This window comes from Plesiocystis pacifica SIR-1 (assembly GCF_000170895.1).
Taxonomy (GTDB): domain Bacteria; phylum Myxococcota_A; class Polyangia; order Nannocystales; family Nannocystaceae; genus Plesiocystis; species Plesiocystis pacifica.
Window position 1 is genome coordinate 1 of sequence record NZ_ABCS01000183.1, and the last position, 10,147, is coordinate 10,147.

The 10,147-nt window shown below is 74.9% G+C and carries 1 protein-coding gene; it reads right to left on the reverse strand.

Annotated elements, in window-relative coordinates; all coding sequences use genetic code 11:
• Positions 1-10,147, reverse strand: a 10,147-nt coding sequence (locus PPSIR1_RS40330) for a non-ribosomal peptide synthetase (protein WP_006977102.1), incomplete at both ends; no start/stop codon positions are given.

Below are 10,147 nucleotides of genomic sequence, written 5' to 3' on the forward strand. Positions count from 1 at the left end.
AGCCCCGCCTTGGCCATGGCCGCCAGGGTCTGGGCGGTGGGACGCATGCCGCCGCCGGCGAGCAGGGGCAGGCACAAGGACGCGCTCGCCCCCCGCCGCTCGCCCCGAGCCACGGCCCGCGCCCGCGCGTGGGCGAAGTCGTTGAGCTGGCCGTTGGCGCGGGCGTAGGCCCCCTGCCCGCGGTTGCCGACCAGGCCGATGAGCGAGCTGCAGACCACGAAGAAGTCCAGCTCGGCCCCGGCCGTGAGCGCGTCGAGGTGCTCGGCGCCGGCGAGCTTGGTCGCCTCCAGCTGCGCCCAGCGATCGAGGTCCGCGGCCCCGAGGGGCGCGTCGTAGTGGGTCGTGGCGCAGTGGATCACCCCGCGCAGCTGCGGGCAGGCGCGCTCGAGGATCCCGCGCAGGCCGAGCAGGGCCGAGGCGTCGGCGATGTCCACCGGGAGGTAGAGCGCCCGGGCGCCCGCCGCCTCGAGGGCGTCGAGGTGGCGGCGGCCGTCCTCGTCGAGGGCCGAGCGCCCCAGGAGCACCAGCCGAGCCACGCCCGCCTGCGCGAGGTGCAGCGCCAGGGTCCGGCCGAAGCCGCCCATGCCCCCGGCGATCACCACGCCCGCGTCGGCGGGCCAGCGCGCGACGAGCTCGCGCACCGAGGGCGCCTCGCTGGGCGCGGCCTGGCGCCAGCTCCGGGCCTGGCGGTGCCCTCGGTCGTCGAAGCCGACGACGCGGGTGGGATCGCGCAGCTCGTCGAGGAGCGCCGGGTCGACGATCTCCGCGGGCGCGGAGGCCTCGAGGGCGACGAGCTTGACGCACACCTCTGGCCACTCGGCGGCGGCCGTGGCCACGAGCCCGTCGAGACCCTCGGCCTCGCCCAGGGACGCCGCCGGGGCGAGGATCATCACCCGCGCGGGGCGGGGACGGCGGGCGCCCAGGGTGCGCAGCAAGGCCCGCAGGCCCTGCTCCCGCCCGGGGTTTCGCTCGTCGTGCACCCAGACGATGGTGTCGGGCTCGCCGAGCTCTTCGAGCAGGCGCTCGAGCGCGCCGGGTCGCGTCGGGTCCACGCGAAAGCGCCCGTCCTCGTCCTCTTCCCACGCGCCGCCCATCACCGGGCGGACGTGGATCACGGGCAGCTGAAGGCGCCAGCGATCGGCCCGCGCGACGCGAGGGTCGACGAGCAGCACGCGGCTCGGCGCGGGGCCTTCGGGGCGCGCGTCCGCGGCTTCGAAGGCCGGCTCGAAGCAGACGGGCTCAGCCCCGGCCTCGACCTCGACCTCGATCTCGACCGACGCCGCGAGAGCGCTCGGCTCGGAGTCCCGCGCGACGAGGGCGGGGGCGGGGGCGGGGGCGGGGGCGGGGGCCTCCGTGGCGGCCGGAGCCTCGACCCAGTGGCGCGCGCCCGCGAAGGGGTAGACCGGCGCGGGCCGGCGACGGGCGCCGCGGTTGACGGGCAGCGCTGCCCAGTCCAACGCCGCGCCCGTGAGCCACGCCCGGGCGTGGGTCTCGGCGTCGGCGCCCATCGAAGGCGCAGCCTCGGCGTCGGCTCGCTCGTGGCCCGACCCGAGGGTGCGCACCCACGCCTGCGGCCCGATCTCGCCCTGCGCCAGGAGCTCGAGGCCCGCGTCGAACTCCACCACCGAAGACCCGATCACGACCCCGCGGTGGCCGTGGTGACGGCGACCGACCTGCAGGGTGAAGCACAGGTCCCGCAGCGCCCGCGCGTCCCAGCAGCCCTGAGCGAGGTGTTCGCGGGTGCGCTCGGCGAGGCGCTGGCGCTGCTCGGGGGTCCCGGCCGAGAGCGGCAGGATCCACGGACCCTCGAGGAGGGTGTTCGCGTCGCTGTCTCCCGCCTCCGCCTTTGCGTCAAAGGCTTCGAGCACCAGGTGGGCGTTCGCGCCACCGGCCCCAAAGGAGCTCAGCCCCGCGCGCAAGGGCAGCTCCCGCCCCGCGGCGTCCCGGGGCGCCCAGGCCCGCGCCCGCGTCGGCAGCACGAAGGGCGAGCCCTCGAGCTCGAGCTCGGGGTTGGGCTCGGCCGCGCTGGGCGTCGGCGCGAGGGTGCGGTGGCGCATCTGCAACAGCACCCTCGTCAGCGAGGCCACGCCGGCCGCGGACTCGAGGTGCCCGAGGTTGGGCTTGAGCGAGCCGAGGACCACGCCGGTGGGCGGCGCCTCGACCTCTTCCCAGGCCTTGTTGAGCCCGCGGATCTCGATGGGATCGCCGAGCGCCGTGCCCGTGCCGTGGGTCTCGACGTGGGAGATGCTGCTCGGGTCGACGCCCGCGTCCTCGATGGCCTGGCGGATCAGCGCGCCCTGGGCCGCCGAGTCGGGCACGGTGAAGGCCCGGGTCTTGCCGGTGTGGTTGAGCGCCGTGCCGCGGATCAGCGCGTGCACGTGATCGCCGTCGGCGAGGGCCGCCGACAGGGGCTTGAGCACGATGACCCCCGCGCCCTCCCCGGTGACGATGCCGTCGGCCCCGGCCCCGAAGGTGCTGCACCGGCCCGAGGGCGAGCTCAGGCGCATGCGCTGCATGTAGCGGAACTTGCTCGGGTGCAGGGAGAGGTTGACCCCGCCGGCCAGGGCCCAGCGACACTCGCCCGCGCGGATCGCCTGGACCGCGAGGTGGATCGCGCTGAGCGAGGCCGAGCAGGCCGTGTCGACGGCGAGGCTGGGGCCGTCGAGGTCGAAGCACCACGACACGCGGTTGGCGATGGCGTGGTGGAAGGCCGGGACCGCGTCCCCGCACAGGGCGTACTGGTGCGACATGACCCCGGCGTAGACGCCCACGGGGGCCTCTCCGCCCAGGCGCGCGCGCAGGGACTCGGGGGTGTAGCCCGCGTCTTCGAGGGCCTGCCACGCGACCTCGAGGAACAGGCGCTCTTGGGGATCCATGGTCGCCGCCTCCCGGGGCGAGATGCGGAAAAAGAGCGGCTCGAAGCGGGCGATGTCGTCGAGGAAGCCCGCCCGCACCCCGCGGCTGTCGGCCTCGGACCACCCGCGAGCGGCCGGCGGCGCGCCGACGCGGTGGCCTCCGGACTCGATCAAGCTCCACAGCCCTTCGGGCCCGTCGAGGCCCTCGACGCCGGGGTAGCGCCCGGCGAGGCCGACGATCGCGATGGGCTCGGCCTGCGCCGGCGCGCGCGCGCTCGAAGCCTGCGCCTCGGGGATGACCTCGACCTTGGCTGTGGCCGTGGCCTCGCCCCGCGAGCCCGGCGACGCGCTCGCGCCCCGGGGATCCACGCCGCCGACGAGGGCGTGCACGTGGCGGTGCGTCGCGTCCAGCTCGAAGTGCGCGCGCAGGGCCTCGAAGTCGAGGGTCCCGATCGCGCACAGGCCCAGACCCAGCGGGCCGGCGGCGGCGTAGAAGTGCTGGCCCAGGTAGCCCGCGTCGAGGGTCACGAGGGTCTCGGAGGCCTCGCCGTAGAGGGGCTCGACGGCGTCCATGGCCGCGATCAGGTGGAGGACGAAGGCCCCGCTGCGGTGGATCTCGCGGTTGTGGGCGACGTGGGCCGTGCTCGGCAGCGCGGCCTCGCTGAGGCGGGCGAGGGCGTGCTCGACGGGGTGGTAGTAGTAGACGCCGCCGGCCAGGCCCTCGACGCGGCCCGCCTTGACCTCGACGTAGATCTGCACGGCGTAGAGGTGACCCGCCGAGGGGTAGGCGGCCTTGGTCGAGCCCGAGCCGTCCTCGGCGACGCTGACCCGCGCGGCCTCGAGCAGGCTCGAGAGGGCGCCTTGGGACACGGGCCCGGCCCCAAAGCGACGCACGCTCCGGCGTGTTTGGTTGCGCGCGGCGAGGGCCGGCGCGTCGAGGCGAGCGGGGCTGAGCTCGACCCGCTGCTCCGCCCTCAGCGTCCGCAAGTGGAGCTGGCGAGCCTTGAAGGCCTCGCGCCGGGCGTGGGTCAGCAGCAGCGAAGGCTCGGCTTCAGGCTCGGCCTCAGTCTCGGCCTCAGTCTCGGCCTCGGGGCTCGGCTCGGCCTTGGCCGCGGCCGGCTTGGGCTGGGCCGCGACGACGGCTTGGACCAGGGTCTCGAGGCGCGGGGACTCGAACAGCCTGCCCGCCGGGACGCGCACGCCGAAGCGCTCGCGGACCCGCTGGACCAGGCGCATGATCGTCAGCGAGGTCGCGCCCAGCTCGAACAGATCGACCTGCGGGCCCTCGACGGCGGCGCCGAGGAGCTCGGCCGCGACAGCAGCGAGCTCGGCGAACACGGACTCGGGCGAGGCGCTCGGCGTGGCCGGAGCGGGCGCGAGAGCCGAGGGCGCAGGGCTCGACGTTGCGCCTTCAAAGGGCACGCGCTCGGCCTCGAGCTGCTCGGGTGAGACGCGCCGGTCGACCTTGCCGTTGGCCGTCAGCTGCAAGCGCCGCACGCAGGCGTAGGTCTTGGGCTGCATGTAGGTCGGCAGCCACTGCTTGGCCAGCGCGACCAGCTCGGCCTCGCTCGGCCCCGCGCCCGCGCCGGCCTCGGCCTCGACGAAGGCCCCGAGGTGGCGAGCCTGCCCGTCGCCGAGGACCAAGACCAGCGCCCGGGCCACGCCCTCGCAGCGCTGCAGCGTGGCCTCGATCTCGCCCAGCTCGATGCGGTAGCCGTTGAGCTTGACCTGGCGATCGATGCGCCCGAGGAACTCGTAATTTCCATCGGCGCGCAGCTGCCCGCGGTCGCCCGTGGCGTAGATGCGCTCCCCCGTCTCCGGGTGCGCGATGAAGGCCGCCCCGGTCTTGTCCGGGTTGCGCCAGTAGCCCAGGGCCACGCCCACGCCGCCGATGTGCAGCTGCGCCGGCACGCCGACGGCGTCGACGACCTGGCCGTCCTCGTCGATCAGGCACCAGGGCTGAGCGACCATGGCCGCGCCGTAGGGGATGCTCTTCCAGCTCGGATCGACGGCATCGATCGGGTAGAGGATCGACCAGATCGACGCCTCCGTGGCCCCGCCCAGGCTGGTGATCGCCGCCGCGGGGCACTGCGCCCGCAGGCGATCGGGCAGGCCCACGGGGATCCAGTCGCCGCTCATCATCACGACCCGAAGCGAGCGCAGCTGCGCCGAGCCGCGGGCGGCCTCCTCGAGGAGATCGGCGTAGGCCGGGACCGTGTTCCAGATCGTCACGGCGTGGGCCTCGACGAGCTCGGCGAGGCGCAGGGGGTCGCGCAGGTCCTCGGGCTCGGGCACGACGACGGCGCCCCCGACCGCGAGCAGGCCGAACAGGTCGTAGACCGAGAGGTCGAAGCCCAGAGAGGACACGGCCAGGGTCCGGTCAGCCGGACCGATCTCGAAGCGCGCGTTGACGTCGAGGATGGTGTTGACCGGCCCGCGGTGGTCCAACATCACGCCCTTGGGCGTGCCCGTGGATCCGGAGGTGAAGATCACGTAGGCCAGATCCGTGGGCTGGCGCTCGAGCTGCGGGAGCTCGCGCTCGACGAAGGCGCGGCCGTCTCCCATGGCGTCGACGCACACCCGGACCAGCCCTACGGGCCAGCTCAGGCTGGCGTCGAGGCTGCTTTGGGTCAGGGCCACGCGGGCCTCGGTGAATTCGACGATGTGGCCCAGGCGCGCCGCCGGCATGGTCGGGTCGATGGGCACGTAGGCGGCACCCGCCACGTTCACGGCCAGGGCCGCGACGACCTGCTCCCAGCCCTTGCGCGCGACCACGGCCACGCGGTCTCCCCGGGCCACGCCCAGGGCGACGAGGCGGTGGGCGAGCTCGACGACGCGGCCGCGCAGCTGCGCGTAGCTCAGGCGACGGTCCGCGGCGATCACCGCCACCGCCGCGGGCGTGCGCGCGGCCTGACGCAGGAACAGGGCGTCGAGGGTGCGCGGCAGCAGGGCCTGCGTGGGCTGCTCGGTGAACGCCTCGGGCTCGGCCAAGAGCGCGTCGAGGACGGCCTCGTAGTCGCGGAACAAGAGCGCGGGCACGTCGGCGACGAAGCGGTCCTCGTCGACGTCCCAAAAGTAGTGCAGGCGCCCGTCGACGTCGAAGACCTGGTGGTCGAGGGCGACGTCGGGGGTCTGGGTGCGGGCGTGCTCCCCCGCCACGGCGCGGATCCAGCCCGCGAGCGCCGGGTCGCGCTCGTGGCCGACGTGGCCGACCAGGCTCGTGAACACCACGGGGATCGAGCTCGGCGCGCTGCGGTGGCGGCGGTGGTACTCCCGGGTCGCGTCCACGCCCGAGGCCGCGTCGTGGCTCAGGTCCGTCCACAGCTGGCGGTGCACGGCGCGGGCTTGCTCGGCCAGGCTCGAGCCGACGGCGGGGGCCTCGACGTGGAAGATCGAGGTCGAGGTGAAGCTGCCGACGACCGCGTCGACCTCGGGGTGCAAGGGCGCGCGCTGGAACAGGGTGAGGATCAGGCTGAAGTTCGGGTCCTCGCTCCACGCCCGGAGCACGAGCTGGAAGGCCGCGAGCAGCACGGCCGTGGGCGTGACCCCGCGACCCCGCGCCAAGGCCTCGAGGGCCGCGAAGCGGGCGGGCTCGAGCTCGCCGCGGTAGCGCCGACGACCCCGGGGCTCGCGGCGACGAAGCTGGGGCAGGTAGGGCAGCCGGGGGCCCTCGGGCTGCTGCCGCAGGCGCTCGACCCAGTAGTCGAGGTCCCGGGCGCGGCGCTCGGCCAGGGCGCCGGAGCTCCGGCCGCGCTCGAGCGCCACGCAGTAGTCGCGGAAGCTCAAGCTCGGCAGGCCGAGGCTCGCCACGGACTCGCCCCGGGCCAGGCGCGACCACTGGGCCAGCAGGTTGACCAGGCTCGCCCCGTCGACGAAGAGGTTGTCGATGCTCAGGTGCACCCGCGTGCGCGGGCCCTCGGTGACGATCGCGACCTCGAACAGCGGCCAGCGCTGGGGGTCGTAGAGCCGGGCCTCCATGCGCGCGCGCAGGGCCTCGACCCGGCTCTCTCGCGCCCCTTGGTCGAGGCCGTCGAGGACCAGATGCTCGGGGGTGTAGCGCCGCGGCCCGGGCAGCACGGCCTGCTCCCGCCCCGAGGGCAGGATGACCGTGCGCAGGGCCTGGTGACCGTCGATCAGCGCCTGCCAGCCGGCGCCGAGGGCCGCAGGGGTGAAGCCTGTGGCGTCGAGCTCGACGTAGATGTGGCAGCCGACCTCCCGGCCCTCCTCGGCGAGCAGCCGACCGGCGAGGTAGGCCTCCTGGATCGGGGTCAGGGCGAAGGGAGCGTCGGCCGGGCCCGCGCTGCCCACCGCGGTCACGTCCTGGACCGCCGGGGCCGCGGCGTCTTTGCCCGCGCCGATCATCGCCGCCACGGAGGCCACGCTCGGCCCCTCGGCGAGGGCGACGAGCTCGAGCTCCCTGCCCCAACGCCGGGCGATCTCGACGCGCAGCTGCGTGGCCGTGATCGAGTTGAAGCCGTAGCTGAACAGCGAGCGCTCGGGGTCGAGGCGCTGCCCCGGGATGCCCATGAGCTCGGCGCACAGCTGGCCCAGCGCCTCGACGAGGCTCGACTTCGCGGGTGCGGGTGCGGGTGCCGTGGGGGCCTTCTCGGGCGCGAGGCTGTCCAGGGGCTCTTGGGCCAGGCGCTTGCGGTCGACCTTGAGGTTGTGGCTCAGCGGCAGGGCCTCGATGGCCACGAACTGCCGGGGGATCATGTAGCTGGGCAAGCGCTCGCCCAGGGCCGCGCGCCAGCTCGCCTCATCGCCCGAGCCGCTGCGCACGACGTAGGCGACGATGCGCGGCACGCCGGGGCTGTCCTCGCGGATCACCGCCGCGGCGTCGGCGATGCCCGGCAAGGCACGCAGGGCGGCGTCGATCTCCCCGAGCTCCACCCGGTAGCCCAGGATCTTGACCTGGTCGTCGGCGCGGCGCAGCCACTCGACGCGGCCGTCCGACAAAAAGCGCGCGACGTCGCCGGTGCGGTACAGGCGAGGCGCGTCCTCGGGGTCGTGGGGGTTGGCCACGAAGGTCTTCGCGTCGAGCTCGGGCCGACCGTGGTAGCCCGGCGAGAGGGCGACGCCGCCGATGTACAGATCCCCGGGCAGCCCGGGCGCGACGGGGGCCAGCTCGTCGTCGAGGATGTACAGGCGGTAGTGGCCCAGGGGCCGACCGATGGTCACCGGCCCCGTCGCGCGGACGCGGTCGCAGCTCGCCCAGATGGTCGCCTCGGTCGGGCCGTACATGTTCCACAGCGCGTCGCAGCGGCTCAGCAGGGCCTGGGCCAGATCAGCCGGGAGCGCCTCCCCGCCGCACAAGATCCGGACCGGCGCCCGCTCGCGCCAGCCCGCGGCCAGGGCCATGCGCCAGGTCGCCGGCGTCGCCTGGGCCACGCTGACCGCCCCCGACTCGAGCTGCGCGACCAGGGCCTGCCCGTCCCGCGCCTCGGCGCTGGTCATCAGCACCAGCTCGCCGCCCTGCGTCAGGGGCAAGAAGAGCTCGAGCATGGCGATGTCGAAGCACACCGTGGTCGCGGCGAGCATGCGATCGTCGGGGCCAAAGCCCGGGCGCGTCGCGACCTGAGCCAGGAGGTTGGCCAGGCTCTCGTGGCGGATCGGCACGCCCTTGGGGCGCCCGGTCGAGCCCGAGGTGTAGATGAGGTAGGCCAGGTCTTCCCCCGTCGGCGCCGGCAGGGCGCTGTCGCTGGCGCGCTCCCCCGAGAGCACGCACGCGCCCAGCTCGACCGCCCTCCAGCTGCTCCCGGGCCAAGCCAGCGGCTTCGAGATGCCAAACGCGTCGACCAGGAGCAGCGCGGCCCCGCTGTCCTCGAGCATGGTCCGCAGCCGCGCCTCGGGGTAGATCGGATCCAGCGGCAGGTAGGCCGCGCCGGCCATGAGCACGCCCAAGAGCCCGACGACGAGCTCGCTCGAGCGCTCGAGCATCACGCCCACGACGCTGCCTCGGCCCACGCCGCGACGACGCAGGCCGACGGCCACGGCGCTCGCCCGGGCGTGCAGCTCGGCGTAGCTCATGACCTCGCCCGCGCAGCGCAGCGCCACGCGGGCGCCCTGGACGGGATCCCCAGCCAGCTCCGCGAAGCGCTCGGGCACGGTCCACGCGGGCACCGGCGCGGGCTCGGACTCGGGGCGACTCCACGCTCCGAGCACGCGCGCGCGCTCGCTGGGCGTCGGCAGCTGCAGCTGGTCCACGGGGCGCCGCGCGTCGGCGAGGACCTGGTCGAGGAGGTTGCGGTAGCGCCCGGCCATGCGCGCGATGGAGCCGGCGTCGTGGACCGCGGGGTCGTACTTGAAGAACAGGCGCCAGCGCTCGCTGAAGCGGTGGATCTCGAGGACGAGCTCGAACTCCCCCTCCTGGGCGACGTCGCCCAGGTACTCGGTCCACAGCGGGGTCGTGGCCGCGGCCGCGCGCTCGATCTCGAACCAGTTTTGGAAGTAAAAGGCCGCCTGGAAGAAGTCCGCCTTGCCGCGCAGATCGTTCTCGCGGATCAGCTCGGCGAGGGGGTAGTCGCCGTGAGCCACGGCGTCGAGGGCCGCGTCGTGGACGGCCTCGACGAGCTCGGAGAACGGCCGCCCGGCGTCGAGGCGCTGGCGGATCACCACGACGTTGGAGAAGTAACCGACCAGGGCCTCGAAGGCCGACGAGGGCCGGCTCATGGCCGGCACGCCCACGCACAGCTCGTCGCTACGGCCGTAGCCGCGCAGCAGCACCAGCCAGACCGCGAGGGTCAGCACGAAGGGCGTGGTGCCCAGCTCGGCCGCGAGGGCCTCGACACCCGCGACGACCTCGGCGGGCAGATCCAGGCGCAGGTGGGCGCCCTCGAGGCCGCGGCGGCGCGCGTCGAGGCTGGTCTCGGCCGCGCGCAAGTCCACCGTGGGCGGCGCGTCGGGGAAGCGCTCGGCCCAAAAGCGGCGCAGCTCCTCGCCGCCCTCGCCGTCGAGGCGCTCGCGCTGCCACCGGACGAAGGCGTCGAAGCTCGTGCCCGCAGGCGCGGGGAGGGCCGCGTCGAGGCTGTCTCCGGCTCGGGCCGCGGCGTGCAGCCGGGCGAGCTCGCCGAGCACCAGGGGGATGCACAGGCCGTCGAAGAAGAGGTGGTGAAAGACCAGCAAGAGCACCGGGGCCGCGCCCTCGGGCTCGAGCACGAGCGCCCGCCAGCTCGGCCCCTGCTCGAGGTCGAGGGGGCGGCGGGCCTCGGCGCGCAGGCGCTCGACGACCCCCGCCTCGCTCAGCGGACCCAGGGCCTCGCGCTCGAGCCGAAAGCCGCCGGGGGCCGCGACGC